At 54.4% G+C, this 17,885-nt stretch carries 18 protein-coding genes; 11 read left to right on the forward strand and 7 right to left on the reverse strand.

All coding sequences use genetic code 11. The features are described 5' to 3' along the window. Window positions 1-13: 13 nt before the first annotated feature. The 5 genes from JQR86_RS07745 to JQR86_RS07765 all read left to right on the forward strand — a co-directional run bounded on the left by JQR86_RS07745 (window position 14) and on the right by JQR86_RS07765 (window position 5,257). Window positions 14-340, forward strand: a complete 327-nt coding sequence (locus tag JQR86_RS07745; protein ID WP_010794802.1) for a YbaB/EbfC family nucleoid-associated protein — start codon at window positions 14-16, stop codon at window positions 338-340. 113 nt (window positions 341-453) lie between these two features. Beyond that, window positions 454-1,053: a recombination mediator RecR gene (gene recR, locus JQR86_RS07750; RefSeq protein WP_026003868.1), complete on the forward strand. Its 600-nt coding sequence runs from the start codon at window positions 454-456 to the stop codon at window positions 1,051-1,053. A 95-nt stretch (window positions 1,054-1,148) separates the two neighbouring features. Next, window positions 1,149-1,661 (forward strand): sigma-70 family RNA polymerase sigma factor, encoded by a 513-nt coding sequence (locus JQR86_RS07755; RefSeq protein ID WP_407361942.1) that lies wholly within the window; start codon window positions 1,149-1,151, stop codon window positions 1,659-1,661. Window positions 1,662-1,664: 3 nt separating this feature from the next. Further along, a complete protein-coding gene (locus JQR86_RS07760; RefSeq protein ID WP_407361941.1) occupies window positions 1,665-2,639 on the forward strand; it encodes a FecR domain-containing protein in 975 nt (324 codons plus the stop codon). Between the two features lie 110 nt (window positions 2,640-2,749). Next, the gene (locus tag JQR86_RS07765; protein WP_434154639.1) at window positions 2,750-5,257 is read left to right on the forward strand and encodes a TonB-dependent siderophore receptor; all 2,508 of its coding nucleotides are present in this window, start codon (window positions 2,750-2,752) and stop codon (window positions 5,255-5,257) included. A gap of 61 nt (window positions 5,258-5,318) precedes the next feature. Here the strand turns inward: JQR86_RS07765 and fnr are convergent, their stop codons facing one another. Further along, entirely contained in the window at window positions 5,319-6,056 is a 738-nt protein-coding gene (gene fnr, locus JQR86_RS07770; protein WP_026003866.1) for a fumarate/nitrate reduction transcriptional regulator Fnr, read from the reverse strand. A 74-nt stretch (window positions 6,057-6,130) separates the two neighbouring features. After that, on the reverse strand, window positions 6,131-7,513 hold the full coding sequence (gene hemN / locus JQR86_RS07775) for an oxygen-independent coproporphyrinogen III oxidase (protein ID WP_074824053.1): 1,383 nt from the start codon (window positions 7,511-7,513) through the stop codon (window positions 6,131-6,133). A 185-nt stretch (window positions 7,514-7,698) separates the two neighbouring features. Between hemN and JQR86_RS07780 the strand changes: the two genes are divergently transcribed. After that, window positions 7,699-8,355, forward strand: a complete 657-nt coding sequence (locus JQR86_RS07780) for an alpha/beta fold hydrolase (RefSeq protein ID WP_434154642.1) — start codon at window positions 7,699-7,701, stop codon at window positions 8,353-8,355. 38 nt (window positions 8,356-8,393) lie between these two features. On the opposite strand, the gene acnA is transcribed toward JQR86_RS07780, so the two are convergent. Continuing rightward, entirely contained in the window at window positions 8,394-11,132 is a 2,739-nt protein-coding gene (gene acnA / locus JQR86_RS07785) for an aconitate hydratase AcnA (protein ID WP_434154643.1), read from the reverse strand. A gap of 342 nt (window positions 11,133-11,474) precedes the next feature. On the opposite strand from acnA, the gene rlmM reads away from it, so the two are divergent. Together rlmM and tusA are read left to right on the forward strand one after the other, a co-directional pair. Further along, on the forward strand, window positions 11,475-12,530 hold the full coding sequence (rlmM, locus tag JQR86_RS07790) for a 23S rRNA (cytidine(2498)-2'-O)-methyltransferase RlmM (RefSeq protein WP_434154645.1): 1,056 nt from the start codon (window positions 11,475-11,477) through the stop codon (window positions 12,528-12,530). An 86-nt stretch (window positions 12,531-12,616) separates the two neighbouring features. Then, entirely contained in the window at window positions 12,617-12,856 is a 240-nt protein-coding gene (tusA, locus tag JQR86_RS07795; RefSeq protein ID WP_434154646.1) for a sulfurtransferase TusA, read from the forward strand. A 1-nt stretch (window position 12,857) separates the two neighbouring features. Here the strand turns inward: tusA and JQR86_RS07800 are convergent, their stop codons facing one another. Next, complete coding sequence (locus JQR86_RS07800; protein ID WP_312601180.1) at window positions 12,858-14,300, reverse strand: MATE family efflux transporter; 1,443 nt, start codon at window positions 14,298-14,300, stop codon at window positions 12,858-12,860. A gap of 50 nt (window positions 14,301-14,350) precedes the next feature. Here JQR86_RS07800 and pdxB point away from each other — a divergent pair, with 50 nt between their 5' ends. After that, window positions 14,351-15,490, forward strand: coding sequence for a 4-phosphoerythronate dehydrogenase PdxB (pdxB, locus tag JQR86_RS07805; RefSeq protein WP_434154647.1), 1,140 nt, complete (start codon window positions 14,351-14,353; stop codon window positions 15,488-15,490). On the opposite strand, the gene JQR86_RS07810 is transcribed toward pdxB, so the two are convergent. The 3 genes from JQR86_RS07810 to JQR86_RS07820 all read right to left on the reverse strand — a co-directional run bounded on the left by JQR86_RS07810 (window position 15,491) and on the right by JQR86_RS07820 (window position 16,667). Continuing rightward, complete coding sequence (locus tag JQR86_RS07810) at window positions 15,491-15,658, reverse strand: PA1571 family protein (protein WP_162842011.1); 168 nt, start codon at window positions 15,656-15,658, stop codon at window positions 15,491-15,493. It abuts the gene before it with no gap. Window positions 15,659-15,775: 117 nt separating this feature from the next. Then, window positions 15,776-16,057, reverse strand: coding sequence for a pyrimidine/purine nucleoside phosphorylase (locus JQR86_RS07815; protein WP_150347121.1), 282 nt, complete (start codon window positions 16,055-16,057; stop codon window positions 15,776-15,778). Window positions 16,058-16,127: 70 nt separating this feature from the next. After that, a complete protein-coding gene (locus JQR86_RS07820; RefSeq protein WP_010794787.1) occupies window positions 16,128-16,667 on the reverse strand; it encodes an exonuclease domain-containing protein in 540 nt (179 codons plus the stop codon). 285 nt (window positions 16,668-16,952) lie between these two features. On the opposite strand from JQR86_RS07820, the gene JQR86_RS07825 reads away from it, so the two are divergent. Beyond that, on the forward strand, window positions 16,953-17,207 hold the full coding sequence (locus tag JQR86_RS07825) for a YkgJ family cysteine cluster protein (RefSeq protein ID WP_122042274.1): 255 nt from the start codon (window positions 16,953-16,955) through the stop codon (window positions 17,205-17,207). 52 nt (window positions 17,208-17,259) lie between these two features. Further along, window positions 17,260-17,868, forward strand: coding sequence for an START domain-containing protein (locus tag JQR86_RS07830; RefSeq protein WP_312272426.1), 609 nt, complete (start codon window positions 17,260-17,262; stop codon window positions 17,866-17,868). Window positions 17,869-17,885 lie beyond the last annotated feature (17 nt).

Raw genomic sequence — 17,885 nt, forward strand, 5'->3', positions numbered from 1 at the left:
GAGGTAAACAGACATGTTAAAAGGTGGCATGGCCGGCCTGATGAAGCAGGCTCAGCAAATGCAGGAAAAAATGCAGAAGATGCAGGAAGAGCTGGCAAATGCCGAAGTGACCGGTCAATCCGGCGCCGGGCTGGTCAGCGTCGTCATGACAGGTCGCCACGACGTCAAGCGTGTGTCCCTGGATGACAGCCTGATGCAGGAAGACAAGGAGATTCTGGAAGACCTCATCGCGGCTGCGGTGAACGATGCCGTTCGCAAGATCGAGCAGAACAGCCAGGAAAAGATGTCTGGTATGACTGCGGGCATGCAGCTGCCGCCTGGATTCAAGATGCCTTTCTAAGCGTCTAAAGGCTTATGGTCACGCCGCTGGCCGTTCTGGCTGGCGGCGATCCAGGCACGTTAACAGACGATAGCCTGTCTATACTTTTATCTATCTCCATTCGAGATTTCTTCATGAGTTTTAGTCCTCTCATTCGACAATTGATCGACGCGCTACGCATTTTGCCTGGGGTGGGCCAGAAATCAGCCCAGCGTATGGCCATGCAGATGCTTGAGCGTGACCGGAGCGGGGGCCTGCGCTTGTCGAGTGCCTTGCAGGCAGCCATGGAGGGAGTAGGGCATTGCAAGCATTGTCGTACCCTGACGGAAAACGAACTGTGCCCTCAGTGCGCTGATCCGGATCGGGATGATCAACTGCTTTGCGTGGTTGAGTCACCGATGGACGTCTTTGCCGTTGACCAGACGGGCTTTCGTGGGCGTTATTTCGTGCTGAAAGGGCACCTGTCTCCTCTGGATGGTCTCGGCCCGGAGGCGATCGGCATTCCAGAGCTGATGGAGCGTATCGAGCAAGGTGCCTTCCAGGAAGTCATTATTGCAACCAACCCGACAGTGGAAGGCGAGGCGACGTCCCATTACATTGCGCAGCTATTGAAACCGCGCGGTTTAACTATTTCCCGGATTGCCCATGGTGTCCCTCTGGGTGGTGAACTTGATCTGGTAGACAACGGCACCCTTACGCATGCCTTTGCAGGCCGTAAGCCGATCACGCTTTGATCGGCGGTACGCAAATTGACGTAAAAAAGCATAGACCTATTCTTGAGAAGCATTATCATTAGCGATATCTCAATGCCATCTCGATAGGTTCTGACATGTGCGCGGCTGAAGTGTCATCACCCAACGCCTTGCATGACTGGTATAGCGAACATCATGGCTGGCTGCACGGCTGGCTGAGCAAACGGTTGGGATGCTCGTTCAATGCAGCCGATCTAGCCCAGGATACATTCCTTCGCCTGTTAGCCAAAGGACGCGATCTTCCGTCCGTTCGAGAGCCGCGCGCTTACTTATCGACCATCGCCCATTCATTACTCGTCAATCACTGGCGGCGTCAGGATATCGAACGGACCTATCTCGAGGCGCTGGCTGATCGTTCCGAGTATTACGCGCCATCTCCAGAAGCGCGTGAAATCATTATTGAAAGTCTCGTTCAAATCGACGCCATGCTGGACCGTCTACCTGAAAAGGTGCGCTCAGCCTTCCTGATGTCTCAACTGGAAGGGCAGACGTATGCAGCCATTGGTGAGGTGCTAGGGGTGTCCGAGCGAATGGTCAAAAAGTACATGGCCCAAGCCATGCTGCACTGCCTGGCCCTTGAGGTGGAATAGACCATGCAGGCCGCCCAGCAGATGTCCGAGACAGAGTGCGACTTTGCGGTGCTTGAGCAGGCGGCCGAATGGTTTGCCGTGCTCAGTGCTGATGATGTCAGCGATCAGGAGCGTGTGCAGTGGCAGCTCTGGCTGGCAGAAAATCCGCAACATGCCCAGGCGTGGCAGCGTGTCGAGCTGATCAGTCGTCATTTTCAGCGCATACCCTCCGAGCAACGCCATGGCGCTACACAAGCGCTACAGAAAAAAGGGCAAACGCGGCGTCAGACATTAAAACTGATGACCGTACTTTGCAGTACCGGTGTTCTGGTCTGGACTACCTCTTCACAGTTGTCCTGGAGACAATGGTATGCCAGCTACCGAACACGTGTGGGAGAGATCAAGGATTTTCAGCTTGCTGATGGCTCGCATCTCTGGCTGAACACCGATACGGCAATGGACGTCTCGAACGAACCGGACCGCTTGCATCTGGCACTCTACAAGGGTGAGGCCATGCTGTCTCGAGGCAAGGATGCTCACTATCCGCTGACGCTTGATACGACATTCGGTGCGTTACTGGCCAAAGAAGCCCAGTTTAGTGTTTTTGATCGAGGAGGCTTTGGCGAGTTGGCAGTTTTCAACGGCAGTGTGCAGGTTGCTCCTGTGGCGTCGGCGTCCGTCACAGTAAAGGCAGGACAACAGGTGCGCTTTAGCACTGACGGGGTTTCTACTGCTCAGGTGAGTGAGCAACGCCGTCAGGCTTGGATCAAAGGGATGATTCTGGCTGATGATATGCGATTGAGCGATTTTGTTGATGAGTTATCGCGTTATCGCTCCGGGTATCTGGCCTGTGATCCGGATGTAGCGAATCTGCGTCTGGTCGGTGCATACCCGCTGAAAGATACGGAGCGGGTGCTGACAGCCTTGGAGCAAAGCCTGCCCATTCGCATCAATCGACCGCTGCCGTGGTGGACGTCTATTTCAGCGCGTCCCGCCTGAATCTTAATCAAAAATATTATCATTAGCAGTTCCCTTTTCTTGATTTCGACTGGCTTTAGTCTCAAACAGGCTGAAAGCCATCACTGTTGAACACAAAAAAGGGATGAGTAATGGATTCGCGTCGTTCGTATCAGGCTTTTTTCAAGCGGAGCCCTCTGCATCAGGCTGTGCATGCTGCTGCACTTGCTATACCGATGAGCCTTGCCCTTGTGCCGCTTGCAGGTAATGCCGCTGAAACGGCTGCCACGGCCCAGGCAGTACGCAGTTACGATATACCGGCTGGCCCGCTGTCGACGGCATTGAGTCGTTTTGCTGGCGAAGCGAATGTCATGCTATCTGCCGATGGCGCATTGACGGAGGACAAGCAGAGCCCAGGTCTCAAGGGGCAGTACAGTGTTGAAGAAGGTTTTGCAGCGCTGCTCAAAGGAAGCGGCTTGCAGATCGTTAACACCGGTAGCGGCAGCTACTCGCTGGCGGCTGGAACAGCAAGCGTTGGCAGTGATGTTTCCGAGCTTTCTGCGACTACCGTTACTGATTTCGCACTGGGCAATGCGCTTGGAACCATGGAAGGCTATAACGCCACCCATAGCCAGATTGCAACCAAGACAAGCAAGTCGATCCTGGAGACCTCTCAGTCGGTATCCGTGGTAACGCGCGACCAGATTGATGATCAGGGCTCACAAACAGTTTCCCAGGCGTTGCGTTATACCCCAGGTGTGATGACCAACCCATATGGTGCAACTCACCGGTATGACTATGTTGCCATGCGTGGTTTCAATGACGGCTCGGTAGATAACATCTATCTTGATGGTCTCAAGACCATGGGAGATAGCGGTACCTATAGCAGCATGCAGGTAGATCCGTATTTCCTTGAGCGCATTGATATCCTGAAAGGCCCGTCTTCGGTGCTCTACGGACGGAGTAATCCTGGCGGCCTGGTAGCGCTTACCAGCAAGAAGCCACTCTATGAGCCTTATCATGAAATCCAGGCCACGGTGGGTACCCAGGGCCAGCGGGGTATGGGGTTCGATTTTAGTGGGCCGGTCAACGAAGACCAGACGATTGCCTATCGGCTGGTAGGCCTGGCGGACAAGTCCGATACGCAGTTTGATCACAACGAGGAGAAGCGCTACGCGATTGCGCCCACTGTAGCCATCGACTTTGATGAAAATACGACGCTAACCCTGCAGGCGTATATGCAACATGACCCCGAAGGCGGTTACCACGGCGGCCTTCCGGCAGACGGCACACTCTATCGCCACAATGGACAATACATCTCAAAGCATTTCTTTGAGGGCGACTCCGATTTCGACAAGTTCGAACGTACCCAGCAGATGGTGGGTTATCAGTTTGAGCATCGCTTCAATGATGTCTGGTCGGCACGGCAGAACTTCCGCTATCTGGATGGCAAGGTGGATATGCGACAAATCTATTCCGCTCCTACTGGAGTGCCGGGTAACGTGGGATGGATTGACGGTACGAATCAGCTGAATCGAGCGACCACTACTGGAAAAGAGCGGTTGCACGCGTGGATCGTGGATAATATGGCACAGGCTGAGTTCGATACCGGACCGGCTAGTCATACGCTTCTGATGGGGCTGGATTATCAGCGTCGTAAGGCTAAGGTTGACTATGCGGGCGGTTCAGCTTCTAGCATTGATGCGTTTGATCCCGTCTATGGTAATCCGGGCGTTGCGGAAACATGGCAAACCAGTGATCTGCGTCGGATGGAGCAGACCGGTCTGTACGTGCAGGACTTGATTGACTTGGATAAATGGCGCTTTTCGCTCGGTTTGCGCAAGGATTGGGTAGAGACTTCTTCCGAGGATGAGCTATATGGTGCAGGCAAAAACACCTACAAGGAGAACAAGGTTACTCCACGGGTGGGTGCGCTGTACCTTTTCGACAATGGCGTTGCGCCCTATATCAGTTATTCGGAGTCATTCAATCCCAACTCCTTTACGGACCAGAGCGGCACTCCGCTAAAAGCAACCGAAGGCAAGCAGTGGGAGGCTGGGATCAAGTATCAGCCGCCTGGTACGGATAATATCTTTACCGCATCGGTCTTCCACATTACTCAGGAAAACTTGGCTACAAAGCAGGCGCAGGAGCAATTTTATCGTCCTGTAGGGAAGGTGCGATCTCAAGGCTTTGAGTTTGAAGCTCATATGCAGGTAACTGACAGCTTCCGAGTTTTGAGCAGTTACACATTTGCCGATGTAGAGTACGTTAAGTCAACACCTAGTACGGTTTCCGGTAATGAGGGTGTCGATAATAAGGGTAATACACCTAACGTTGCGCCCCGTCATATGGCCTCCGTCTGGGGAGACTACACCTTTAAAGAGGGCTCGCTACAAGGCCTAAGCTTAGGAGGCGGTATACGTGCTGTTGGGAAGAGCTGGGCAGATCCAGAAAATACCGAGCGTGTGCCCGGCTATACGCTATTTGATGCATCCGCTAGTTATGATCTGGGTAATGTAGGTCTCAAAGGTGTGGATCTGCGGATTAATGCTAACAACCTGACGGATAAGAAATACGTAGCCGCGTGCAATAGTCTTTCCTATTGCTATTACGGCGAAGAGCGTAACGTCACCGCCACGGTCAGTTACAAGTTCTAACGATCAAAAGCGATAAAGCTTTTCAAGCAAAACGGGCGGCTTCAGGGCCGCCCGCTTTGTTTCAACCTTCCAGCTGGCCGCCCGCCAGGGCGCAGAGCTGAATCGAGTCGAGGATATGCACTTCCTTGCCTTCGGCCTCGATGATGCCGCTCTGCTGGAAGCGCGTGAACACACGAGAAACTGTCTCCACTGCAAGGCCCAGATAGTTACCGATCTCATTACGGGACATGGACAGGCGGAACTGCTGGGCGGAGAAGCCACGAGCGCGGAAACGTGCAGACAGATTCACAAGAAACGTCGCGATACGCTCGTCTGCGCTTTTTTTGGACAAGAGCAGCATCATCTGCTGATCATCCCGAATCTCGCGGCTCATCACACGCATCAGCTGGCGACGCAGTTGGGGAAGCTGATCGGCCAGCTCATCAAGATGCTCGAAGGGGATCTCGCATACCGATGTGGTTTCCAGCGCCTGTGCAGAAACCGGATGCAGCTCCGTATCCATACCGGACAAGCCAACCAGCTCGCTGGGTAGGTGAAAGCCGGTAATTTGCTCTTCACCGTTATCGGTCACGCTAAAGGTTTTAAGCGCGCCTGAGCGGACGGCAAAGACGGAGCCAAAACTGTCACCCTGTCGGAACAGATAGTCGCCTTTCTTGAGTGGACGGCCGCGCTTGACAATCCGATCAAGCTCATCCAGATCCTCAAGGTTCAACGACAATGGCAAGCATAAGGGTGCCAGGCTGCAATCTTTACAGTGGGCTTGCGGCGAGGTGACACGCATTTTCAAAGTCTCGGACATGGCTTTCGATTTATTCCATTAGTAAGCCAAGGGTATTACTGCACGCATGATGATGAAAGCTGTTAGTGAATTTATTAGATGACCCGTGAAAACCGTTGTGTGTTCTGTTGGGGCAAATAACGATCAAACAACATACAAACTGATCGCACGAGTAACCTCCCGGCCGGCAAGATATCAATGCCTTTTTCATCCAGGCGAATAAGCTCATCAGTCGCCATACGCTCAAGGTCAGGCATGACATCGGCAAAGTAATCCTTGAAATCAATTCCCAGTGCTCGGCCTGTTTCAGCAAAGTCGAGCTGGAAGTGACAAATTAGCTGCTGGATTACCGCGCGACGAATCAAGTCGTCCCGTTCACAGTGCAAACCCCGGCGTACAGCAAGTTGACCGTTATCCAGACTAGTCTGGTATTCGGAAATATCCACTGTGTTTTGAGAGTAAAGCTCATTTATCTGGCTAATGGCCGATACCCCCAGCCCAATCAGGTCACAATGGCCATGGGTCGTATAGCCCTGAAAGTTACGCTGCAGCGAACCATCTTCCTGAGCAATCGCCAATTCGTCGTCGGGCAGGGCGAAGTGGTCCATCCCGATGTAACGATAACCGGCAGCCATTAGCTGCTCAGTTGTCCTTTGAAGCATCTCCAGCTTTTGTGCGGGGCTTGGCAGCTCAGCAGCCTCAATCCGCCGCTGTGGTGGAAAACGGGTGGGGAGGTGCGCGTAATTGAATACAGACAAGCGATGCGGTTGCAGATCAATTACTGCCTCGACGGTTTTGGCGAAGCTTTCCGGCGTTTGCCGGGGAAGACCATAAATCAGGTCGATATTGATTGAACGATAACTGAGCGTACGGGCTGCATCGATGATGGCCCGCGTCTCGTTGAGGCTTTGCAGGCGATTCACAGCCAACTGCACATTCGTATCGATGTCTTGGACACCGAGGCTAACCCGATTGAAACCCAGCTCACGCAACAGGCCCATCGTGGCCCAGTCCGCTTCGCGTGGATCGATCTCGATCGAATAATCCCCAGAGTCATCATCCAGCAGGCTGAAGCGCTGACGCAGCTCGGACATCAGCTGCCGTAGCTGTTCAGGGTTGAGAAAGGTCGGCGTGCCGCCGCCAAAATGCAATTGCTCTACCTTCTGGTCTGCGCCTACATGACGACTGATCAGCTGAATTTCCCTTGTCAGGCTGGCCAGATAAGGCACGCTGCGGCTGCGGTCCTTGGTAATGACTTTATTACAGGCGCAGTAGTAGCAAATATGTGCGCAGAAGGGCACATGGACATACAGCGACAGCGGCCGCTTGGCAGTGCGGCTATCCCTTAGTGCATGCATCAGATCGAACGCACCTATCTGATCATGAAACTGCACTGCAGTTGGATAAGAGGTATAGCGAGGCCCTGCCATGTCGTAGCGCTGGATTAATTCTGGTTTCCAATCGATGGCGTCGAGCATGACCATACTCCCGTAAAACTATGAAGCAGAGTCTAGAAGCAAGTAGGTAGTGGCATCTTGACCTGCATCAATAGCGACAACGTGAAGGCCAGAGAGGCGATAAAAGGTACGATGGATTCTGTTGAGCTAATTTTGTATGTAATACCAGCCCATAAAGAGTATTATTAGATTCATTAGGAGGATTTGTGCAAGACAACCACGTCAATCAGAAGGAAGTTTCGCTTCTTTGGAGTAGGTGCGATCAGAAAATGGCCACGCTTGTTCTGGCCCATGGAGCAGGGGCTCCCATGGACAGTCCGTTCATGGATCAAATGACCAGGGCGCTGGTAGCCCAGCGTATCGAAGTAGTACGGTTTGAATTTCCTTATATGGCTGAGCGACGAATCTCAGGAAAGAAAAGGCCTCCATCTCCTAAGGCGCAGTTGCTTGCTACCTGGAAGCAGGTCATTGATCTGGTCAGGCAAACAACCCCAGGACCGCTTGCCATTGGCGGCAAATCAATGGGAGGCCGAATGGCCAGCCTGGTCGCTGATGAGGAGCGGGTCAGCGCATTGGTGTGCCTGGGGTATCCATTCTATGCGGCAGGCCGCCCGGAAAAGCCGCGGATCGACCATCTCGTTGATCTGCAAACGCCTACGTTGATCATCCAGGGCGAGCGTGATGCTCTGGGAGATCGGGAGACGGTTGAGCATTACACACTGTCTGACCAGGTCCGAATCGAGTGGGTACCGACAGCCAACCATGACCTTAAGCCACTCAAACGCTCAGGCTTGAGTCACTCACAAAGCATTGAGAAGAGTGCGTTATCGATAGTGCGCTTTTTGGCCGCCCTTCGGGCATAAAAAAGCCCGCACTGCGGCGGGCTTTTTTATGGGAGCGCTTACATTAGACTGCGCAATACATAGTGCAGAATGCCACCCGCCTTGAAGTATTCCACTTCGTTGAGGGTATCGATTCGGCAGAGAAGCTCTACCGTTTCCATGCTGCCATCTTCACGAGTGATTTCCATGGTCAGTGGCATACGTGGCCGCAGTTCGACGCCATCCAGTCCGAAAATGCTGATTTTCTCCTTACCGGTTAGACCTAGCGACTTGCGATCCACTCCGTTCTGGAACTGAAGCGGAAGGACGCCCATGCCTACCAGGTTGGAGCGGTGGATACGCTCGAAGCTTTCGGTAATCACTGCCTTGACACCGAGCAGGTTGGTTCCCTTGGCTGCCCAGTCACGGGATGAACCTGTGCCATATTCCTTGCCTGCAATAATGACCAGTGGAGTGCTATCTATCTGATACCGCATGGCAGCGTCATAGATGGCCATTTTCTCACCGGTTGGAACATGCAGCGTATTGCCACCTTCCTCGCCACCCAGCATTTCGTTACGGATACGAATGTTGGCAAAAGTGCCGCGCATCATGACTTCATGGTTGCCACGGCGGGAGCCGTACGAGTTGAAGTCCTCATAGGCAACACCATGTTCGGTAAGGTAGCGGCCCGCCGGGCTATCCTTTTTGATGTTACCAGCCGGGGAGATATGGTCTGTTGTGACTGAGTCGCCCAGTAAGGCGAGAATTCGCGCATCATGAATATCTGATACACGAGGTGGGTTGCCGCCAATGTTCTCGAAGAAGGGGGGATTCTGGATATAGGTCGAATCGTTTCTCCAGATATAGGTCTTGGAGGCTGGAACCTGAATGGCCTTCCAGTTCTCATCGCCCTCGAAGACCGCTGCGTATTCCTTGCGGAACATCGCCGAGTTGACTTTCTCGATGGCGTCAGCCACTTCCTGTTGGGTGGGCCAGATATCCTTCAGATAGACCGGCTGGCCGTTCTTGTCTGTACCCAAAGGATCTTTAGACAGATCAACCTTGACGCTGCCTGCCAAGGCATAAGCGACTACCAGTGGTGGTGAAGCCAGCCAGTTCGTTTTGACAAAGGGATGTACGCGGCCTTCGAAGTTGCGGTTGCCCGAGAGCACTGATGCCACGGTCAGATCGCCTTCCTGAATCGCTTTTTCAATCGGCTCGAGCAGCGGCCCGGAATTGCCGATGCAGGTGGTGCAACCGTATCCCACAAGGTTAAAGCCCAACGTGTCTAGCGAAGTCATAAGGCCAGCAGCCTTATAGTATTCGGTTACGACCTTGGAGCCAGGCGCCAATGAACTCTTGACCCAGGGTTTGCGCTCCAGCCCTTTTTCAACGGCTTTTTTCGCCAGTAGACCGGCAGCCATCATGACGCTGGGGTTGGAGGTGTTGGTACAGGAGGTAATGGCGGCAATTACAACTGCGCCGTTTTGTAAGCGGTATTTCTGGCCATCAAGCTCATACTCGATGCCGTCCGCCTTGGGTTCGCCTTTAACCGAGTCGTCCAGCCCACCGGGTGTAACGGGATGTCCATTACCCTTAGGCGCAGTAGGCTTGAGTTGCAGACTCATGAACTGATCAAATGCTTCGCTGACCTTGGATAGCGAAACACGATCCTGCGGACGCTTGGGGCCTGCCAAGCTGGATTCGACATCGCCCAAGTCCAGATGCAGGGTGTCGGTGAAGCTTGGTTCGTCACCGGCCTCACGCCACATACCCTGAGCTTTGGCGTAGGCCTCAACCAGCTTGACTGTTTCTTCGGGGCGGCCCGAGAAGCGCAGAAAGTCCACAGTGACCTGGTCAACTGGGAAGAAGCCGCAAGTGGCGCCGTATTCCGGAGCCATATTGCCGATGGTAGCGCGGTCCGCCAGTGGCAGATCAGCCAAGCCGTCTCCATAGAACTCAACGAACTTACCCACTACGCCTTTCTTGCGTAGCATCTGGGTTACGGTCAACACCAGGTCAGTAGCGGTAATGCCTTCGCGCAGCTTGCCTGTCAGCTTGAAGCCGATGACCTCAGGTATGAGCATGGATACCGGCTGGCCCAGCATGGCGGCCTCAGCCTCAATGCCGCCTACGCCCCAGCCTAGTACACCCAGGCCGTTGATCATTGTCGTATGCGAGTCGGTGCCTACCAGGGTATCCGGGAAAGCGTAAGTCTCGCCGTTTTCTTCGCGAGTCCAAACTGTACGGCCCAGGTATTCAAGGTTTACCTGGTGACAGATGCCGGTGCCCGGTGGCACTACGCTGAAGTTGTCGAAAGCTTGTTGACCCCAGCGCAAGAATTCGTAACGTTCACCGTTGCGCTGCATTTCAATGGCTACGTTTTCCTCATAGGCGTGTTCGGAGGCGTAACGGTCGACCATTACCGAGTGGTCAATCACCAGATCGACAGGAGAGAGGGGATTGATTTTTTCAGGATCGCCTCCTGCCTTGGCCATGGCATCACGCATGGCTGCCAAGTCCACGACTGCGGGTACCCCGGTAAAGTCCTGCATCAGAACGCGCGCCGGACGGTATTGAATCTCGCGGTCGGAGGTGCGTTCCTTGAGCCAGTCAACCAGTGCCTGCAGGTCTTCACGGTAAACGGTTTTGTTGTCTTCCCAGCGCAGCAGATTTTCGAGCAGGACCTTTAGCGATACAGGCAAGCGCGAAATATCACCCAGGCTCTTGGCGGCTTCGGGAAGGCTATAGTAGTGATACGTACGGCCATCGACCTCTAGGGTACGACGACATTTCAGACTATCCAGTGCAGGCATGACGATGAATCTCCTCTCGGCTTGGGACGGCACGACGGTTCGGCCTTGTGCAAGACGACGTGGCCTTCGCTAATCCCGGCTCAGGCCCACTCCGAGGAAATACCGAAAAGCCTGCCAACACTGCCTCTCGGCACGAAGATTCTGGGCCGAGCATCAATGGGGCCTGATCGGTATCAACAGCGGCGGACATCCGGCGCCAGCCTGTCGACCAAGCGTCGTCTTGCGCTTGTTCTCCAATACTGGACCGATTGACGGCTTTTACGTTCCCTGTTCCGCTCAATCCGGCTGGCTCGGGTATAGTGCGCGGCTTATTGCAAGGCGCATCACAGGGCTGGAGTTTTGATGAATACATTGTTGTTACATTGCCGACCTGGTTTTGAAGGCGAGGTGTGTGCCGAGCTTAGCGATCTGGCTGCACAGCTGGAAATTTCAGGCTACGCGCGGGGCAAGCCAGCCAGCGCCTTTGCCGAGTTCATTTGCAGTGAGGCAGAGGGAGCGGATCGCCTCATGAAGCGCCTGCGCTTTGCCGACCTGATCTTTCCGCGCCAATGGGCGCGAGGCGAAGGCTTTGTCACGTTACCTGAGCAGGACCGTGTAGGGGCCATCCTGCAGGAGCTACAGAGCTATCCGGTCTGCGGGAGCCTGTGGTTCGAGGTGCTGGATACCAATGACGGCAAAGCGCTGTCGACATTCTGCAAGAAATTCGAAAAGCCTCTGAGGGCTGCATTGACCAAGGCCGGCCGTCTGAACGAAGACCCTGCCTTGCCACGGCTGCAATTGACCTTTCGAACAGGAACGGATGTGTTCATTGGCGTGGCCGAGCCGCGTAACGCTGCGTTCTGGCCGATGGGTATACCCCGACTCAAGTTTCCCCGTGAAGCGCCCAGCCGCTCTACGCTTAAACTGGAAGAGGCCTGGCATCAGTTTATTCCTCGTGCGCAGTGGGATGAGCGCCTTGCCTCGGGTATGCACGCCGTAGACCTAGGGGCAGCACCTGGAGGCTGGACATGGCAACTGGTCAACCGGGATATGCTCGTGACCGCCGTGGATAACGGGCCGATGGCAGAGTCCCTGATGGAGTCAGGCCTTATCGAGCACCTGCAGGTCGATGGCTATGCCTTTCGTCCACGTAAGGAAGTCGACTGGATGGTATGCGATATCGTCGAGAAGCCGGCTCGCACGGCCGCGCTCATGGAAAACTGGATCGGCGAGCGCTGGTGCAAGGAGGCAGTCGTAAATCTGAAGCTGCCAATGAAGCAGCGCTATGCTGAAGTCAGGCGCATTCTGGATCGATTGAGAAGCTATTTCGATAGCAAAGGAATGTCGGTTGCGATCGATTGCAAACAGCTCTACCACGATCGCGAAGAGGTCACCTGTCACCTCCGTCGCTTGAAATAACCAAAGCAGAACATTTACGGCTCGAAACGTACTGATGCAGCCAGTGCCTATGTCAAAGGCGCGGCTGCTACCGAATGGAGAAAAGCATGACTCTTACCGTTGAAGCGACACTTGACGCCAGCGGGCTGAATTGCCCTGAACCTGTCATGATGCTGCACAACAAGGTGCGAGACCTGGCAGGTGGTAGCCTGCTCAAGGTCATTGCAACTGATCCCTCTACGCAGCGGGACATCCCCAAATTCTGCATGTTTCTAGGACATGAGCTGGTGCAGAAGGAGGAAGAGGGCGGCAAGTACCTTTATTGGATACGCAAGAAAGTCGAATAACCTAGTGGGCTGCATTTCTTATCCGGCGGCGTGCGCTACGTGCAAGGCGTATGGCAAGCAATACCGCTGCACAGGTAAGCCCCACTACCAGACCTTGCCAAAGGCCCGCCGGTCCGCGGGCCTGCCCAACCCAATCGGTCAGGCCTAGTACATAACCTACTGGCAGACCTATACCCCAATAGGCGAGCAGTGTGATCACCATTGTGGCCCGTGTATCCTGATACCCCCTGAGTCCCCCGGCCGCTGTCACCTGTACCGCATCTGAAAACTGGAAGAGAGCGGCAAATACAATCAGCGACGCCGCCAGGCTCACCACAGCCGGGTCCTGCGTATAAAGCGTTGCGATCGGTGCGCGGAAAAGCAGCATTATACTGGCAGAAATACAGGCCCAGGATAGGCCAACGGCCACTCCCGTGCCTGCCGAAAACCGCGCTTGCCGAGGCTCGCCGCGTCCCAGGGACTGTCCAACCCGTACAGTGATAGCCATGCCGATCGACAAGGGGATCATGAAGGTGAGTGAGGCAAAGTTAAGAGCAATCTGATGGCCTGCTACCACCGTTGCGCCTAGCTCACCGATCAACAGGGCAATGACCGAGAAGATGCTGGACTCCGCAAATACCGCGATTCCAATAGGCGCACCCACAGAGAGCAGGCGACGAATCACTGGCCATTGGGGAGCGTCGAAGCGGCTGAAGATACCGCATGCCTGGTAGATCTTGGCGCGTCGCACCCATGCGAACATGCCCAGGAACATCAACCACATCGCCACGCCACTGGCAAATCCGCAACCTGGACCGCCCATCGCTGGCAAGCCAAGGCGACCATGGATGAACAGATCATTTAGCGGAACGTTGAGTGTCAGACCAACCAGACCAATGATCATGCTGGGCCGGGTGCGTCCAAGCCCGTCGCTGAAGCAGCGCAGCACGTAATACAGTGCAACCGCGGGGATACCCATGGCGATGCCATGCAGATAGGTCATGGTTGGCTGAATCAGCTCCGGACTGACATGCATGGCAATCAGTAAAGGCTTCGCTGAGCATAAAAGAGCGCTGGCTATCAAGCCGATGACCACGGCCAACCAGAGCGCCTGTCGAACAAGCGGACCAATCTTCTCCGGTTGCCTGGCGCCATGATGCTGCGCCACGTTTGGCGTAGTGGCCAGCAGCGTTCCGGTCATCAGAAGAAAGACCGGCACCCAGACGGAATTGCCTAGCGCAACGGCTGCCAGGTCCAACGGACCGACACGCCCAGCCATGACGGCATCGACGAACCCCATGGCAGAGTGCGACAACTGCGCAATGATAATAGGCGCTGCCAGTGCGAGCAGGGCCGTTAGCTCATGACGGATCCGCTGCCGCCGGGTAGGTCTTGTGTCCACGAGATTATCAGGTGAGGGAAAGTTAGTCAGTGTACGACGCTTTTCGGATGCCGAGAAATCCATCACACGTCTTGGGCCTGATAAAATGTATGTCTCGCTGATTGGAGTTCAAGATGCGCATCCTCGCAGATGAAAATATCCCCCTTCTGGATGAATTCTTTGGTGCCTTTGGATCGATCAGGCGAATGCCGGGCCGCGCCATGGACAGGGCTGCCGTGGGCGAGGCTGATGTTCTCATCGTACGGTCCATAACACCTGTAACTCGGGCATTGCTGGAAGGCTCACCGGTCCGTTTCGTGGGGACGTGCACCATCGGTACGGACCATCTGGACATTGATTATCTGGAATCGGCTGGCATTGCCTGGAGCAGTGCGCCGGGGTGCAATGCACGCGGCGTTGTCGATTACGTTCTGGGTGCGCTTCTTGCCTTGAGCGACGCCCGCGGAGTCTCGCTGAGTGAGCGCACCTATGGGGTTGTAGGCGCCGGACAGGTTGGTGGCCGTCTGGTGGAGGTGCTGAAAGGGTTGAACCTGAATGTGCTGGTGTGTGATCCACCACGTGCGCTCTCCGCGCCAGATGATTTTGTCTCGCTTGAAACCGTGATGGAGAAATGTGATGTCATTTCTCTGCACGCACCGCTGGTACGTTCCGGGCCTGACGCGACGTATCACCTTTTTGATGCTGAGCGCCTGGCTGAATTGGAGGCTGGAACATGGCTGATCAATGCATGCCGTGGGGAAGTTATCGACAATCAGGCGCTTCGTAAATGTCTGGTTGAAGGTGCCGATCTGGAGGTTGTTCTGGATGTCTGGGAGAGTGAGCCTGAGGTCGATGTAGAGCTGGCCAAGCGATGCCGCCTGGCGACACCTCATATTGCTGGCCATAGCCTTGAAGGCAAGTGGCGCGGTACTGCAATGATTTACGCTGCCTTTTGCGCCTGGCAGGAACAGAGGCCAGAAAAAGCCTTGGAGGACTTTCTACCTGAACAGTGGCTATCGAAGATCGAGCTTTCGGCCAGCGCTACGCCTGAACAGGCACTGAGACTTCTGTGTCGGGCCGTTTATGATCCGCGCAATGATGACGCCGCTTTTCGATTATCACTCAAAGGTGATACTCAAACGCGGCGTAACGGGTTTGATCTACTTAGAAAGCATTATCCCCAGCGTCGGGAAATTACCGGACTTCGCGTTTATACCGATGCAAGCCCGGCAACTTCCCGAATCGTAGAGGCATTAGGCGCTACACGTCTGTGATTACTCAGGGCATGTAGGCGTCTTGAGAGAGTCGTCTGGCTCACGACATGCCTTTTGAATCATGGCCTCGGTAATCGGGATCTCGCGACCCTTTTCATCGATGAGGGCGCCACCCAGGCGTTGAGCATGATCGGAGGTTGTGTGCTGAGAAGTGTTCTGAACGGTCATTTCAGTCTCCTTTGCCATATGAGTCCAACCTAGCCAAGGCAGGTTAAGAAGATATGACAACCTAGAGCGTCCAAAAGTGCCACAAGGGTGCATAGCGAACGCTATGCACCTGGCCTGTCAGTGATATTCGCAGAGATAAGCCGTTTCCACGCTGACTTTGAGCTGGAATTTGCTGTTGGCCGGAACGGTGAATTTCTGGCCTGCCTCAAAAGTTTCCCAAGCATCACTGCCAGGTAATTTGACCGTCAGGGCACCTGCTACCACGCTCATGATTTCCAATTGGCTCGTTCCGAATTCGTATTCCCCTGGCGCCATGACGCCAATGGTGGCTGGCTTACTGCTCAGATTGAAGGCGATGGATTTAACGGTGCCGTCAAAATATTCGTTAACCTTGAACATGGCTTTCCTTAGGATTGTTTTAAACGTCAAGCCAGTATGCCGAAACCTTTACGCTGCCGCCACTAAGCCATTAGTGCACGGTTATGGGCAGTAGCCTTGCCGTGTTACGCGCGTCCTCCAAGGCCCTGTGCGGCTGACCATGAAAGCAGTATCCGGCAAGGCTCAGGGCCGAGCCCAGGCTGACAGGGCGGGGCAGCTGCCTGGACTTCGCAAAGCGCTGCTTGAGATTCATGTGGGGAGTGCGTGCCAGGAGTGTGCTGATTCTGTGCTCACGCCAATCACGCTGTAGCTGACGGCGATCATAGTCACCCCAACTGCACCAGCCCGCCAAATGCGCTTCATGGCTACTCAGCCATTGCTCAAAGTGTTGCCAGACCGTATATAAAGGCGCTGCGCTGTCTACATCGTCTTGGGTGATGTGCGTAAGCGATTTGCAGAACGCGGTCAGCAGAGGTCGATGCAGGGGCCTTACATAGCTCTGGAAGTGATCAAGCTCTTGTCCGGTGCTATCGATCAATACGGCGCCGATCTCGATGATCTCCATCTCCTCGACAGGCCATCCGCCTTCATCAGTGGTCGCTTCCAGATCGATGACCAGCCAACGCTTCATCGTGCCTCCAAAGAGCTTCTTGTAAGTAAGAGGACAAGGCATCCTGGTAACGGACCGGCGCCCACAGGCAGAGACCTGTATCAAGATAGGCAAGTTTCAGGCTTAAACACAGAGCTAAGTATATTTTGAGGCTCTTCTGACGAAGGGTGTGACTGAATCCATGCCAGTGCCGACTATTAAGTTGGACGCCAGGTATCAGCCGCTTGGACAAACGTTTGAGTGGCGCTTGGCGTTGGGGCTAATCCCCCTTATGCTTTTTATATCTACTACTCAGGTCTATACGTTATGGAATGCCGTGCCGGCTGTGGTGCATGTTGCATTGCGCCTTCTATTTCCACGCCATTGCCTGCGATGCCACAGGGCAAGCCTGCAGGTGTGCGATGTGCACATCTAAGCGAAACCGATTTATGTGAATTGTTTGGAAAGCCGGAACGACCGCCGGTGTGCAGCGCATTTTCGGCAGAGCCTTTTGTCTGTGGTGAAAGCCGTGACGAGGCACTTATGCTGATAGCGTATCTGGAAGATGTGACCGCCGCCTGATTCAGCCCCGCCCATACACGCTTTATGCTCATAACAAGAAAAGGAAGGTTCAATGCGTACTTTTTTTAAAACAACTGTTTTAACGGCTCTGTTCGCGACGTTGTGTTCTGGCGCCTACGCCGAGGAATGGAAACTTGCAAAGGATGAAGATGGGGTAAAGGTCTACACCCGTAGCGTGGAGGGATCTAAATACAAGGCCTACCGTGGTGTTGTTACGATTAAGGCTGCTCCTGAGCGTATCGAGCAACTTCAGGAGGATACCGCCAGCTCCTGCAAGTGGCTCTATCGTTGCCAGCAGCTCAAGGTGCTCAAGCAGCAGGGGCAGGACACCTGGACTTATATGCGCATTGAAATGCCCTGGCCGGTCACGGCGCGTGATGTGGTGCTACATATCACAACGGAGCGAGCCGGCAATGGAGGTTTCGTTCGTCATTTAAAAGGGGAGCCCACTTACACACCTCCTGCAGACGGCTACGTGCGAGTCAGCAGTTTCAACGGTAAATGGCAGGTGCTGCCAAAGGCGACAGGATCTGTGGAGGTGACGTACGAAGCCCAAAGCGAACCGGGCGGAAGCATACCGTCTTGGTTGGCTAATAGCTTTGTCGTTGATGCGCCGTTCAACACCTTGCAAGGTCTTCGTAAGGCGGCGGAGAGCCGTTAACCCAAATAAAAACGCCC

The organism is Pseudomonas sp. JZ134 (genome assembly GCF_051027695.1).
GTDB lineage: Bacteria > Pseudomonadota > Gammaproteobacteria > Pseudomonadales > Pseudomonadaceae > Chryseomonas > Chryseomonas luteola.